The sequence below is a fragment of the Bradyrhizobium acaciae genome, assembly GCF_020889785.1.
Taxonomy (GTDB): Bacteria; Pseudomonadota; Alphaproteobacteria; order Rhizobiales; family Xanthobacteraceae; genus Bradyrhizobium; species Bradyrhizobium acaciae.
In genome coordinates, this window is record NZ_JACMYK010000313.1 from 1 (window position 1) to 1112 (window position 1112).

Below are 1112 nucleotides of genomic sequence, written 5' to 3' on the forward strand. Positions count from 1 at the left end.
GGGGGCATTACCTTCGCCAGTTCCAGCGGGACGCTGGTGATCGACGGCACCACCATGCCCAGCGACATCATCAGCGGCATCGTTGTCGGTGACACCATCGATCTGACCGGCGTGACATTCGTGTCCGGTGGCTCGGCCACTGTTGTATCCGGCAGCATGCTTCACGTTGTCGAGGGCGGAATAACGTATGATCTGCAGCTGGGTCAGAATCCCGGAGTTGGCTTCACTGCAACGCAGGATTCTGGCACGGGCACGCTGATTACGGCCACACCACCTATTACGCCGTCGGTTAACGTCGCGAACTACCCTTCGGCAAGTGCAGGTCAGTTGATCGCCTTGTCGAGCCTGGTCACCGTGTCCGATCCGAACGGTGCCGGCTATCAGACTCTCCAGTTGTGGGATTCGAACGGCACGGTGGCCGGCGGCGAGTTCCTGATCAATGGCGTGGCGCAGACCGCAGGCCATGCGATCAATGTGCCGTTGGGCGCCAATGTGGTGTTCGATGCCGGGACTTCGGCCGGTACCGATACTCTGTACGCGCGGCTCGTTCAAAACAACGGCGCGCTAGGCAGCTGGCAGCAGTTTACGGTCTCGGTGGCGGCGCCGACGCTGAGTGTATCGGGCGTGCCCAGCACCACGGCCGGTGCGCAGATTGCGCTCTCGAGCCTGGTGAACGTGTCCGATCCGAGCAATGCCACGTATCAGCTGCAGCTGTGGGATTCGAACGGCACGGCGGCCGGTGGCGAGTTCCTGATCAATGGCGTGGCGCAGACCGGAGGCCATGCGATCAATGTGCCGTTGGGCGCCAATGTGGTGTTCGATGCCGGGACTTCAGCCGGCACCGATACGCTGTATGCGCAGCTCGTTCAGAACGGCACGGCAAGTGGCTGGCAGCAATTTACGGTCTCGGTGCCGGCGCCGACGTTGAATGTATCGAGCCTGCCAAGTGCCGCGGCCGGTGCACAGATTGCGCTCTCGAGCCTGGTTAACGTTTCCAATCCAAGCAATGCGACGTATCAGCTGCAGCTGTGGGATTCGAACGGCACGGTGGCCGGCGGCGAGTTCTTGATCAACGGCGTGGCGCAGACCGCAGGCCATGCGATCAATGTCCC

Annotated in this window: 1 protein-coding gene; it reads left to right on the forward strand. The window is 62.0% G+C overall.

Annotated features, from left to right (window positions below; translation table 11 throughout):
- Positions 1-36: 36 nt before the first annotated feature.
- On the forward strand, positions 37-1112 hold a 1076-nt coding region (locus tag H8A92_RS40480; RefSeq protein ID WP_229200806.1), incomplete at its 3' end, for a hypothetical protein.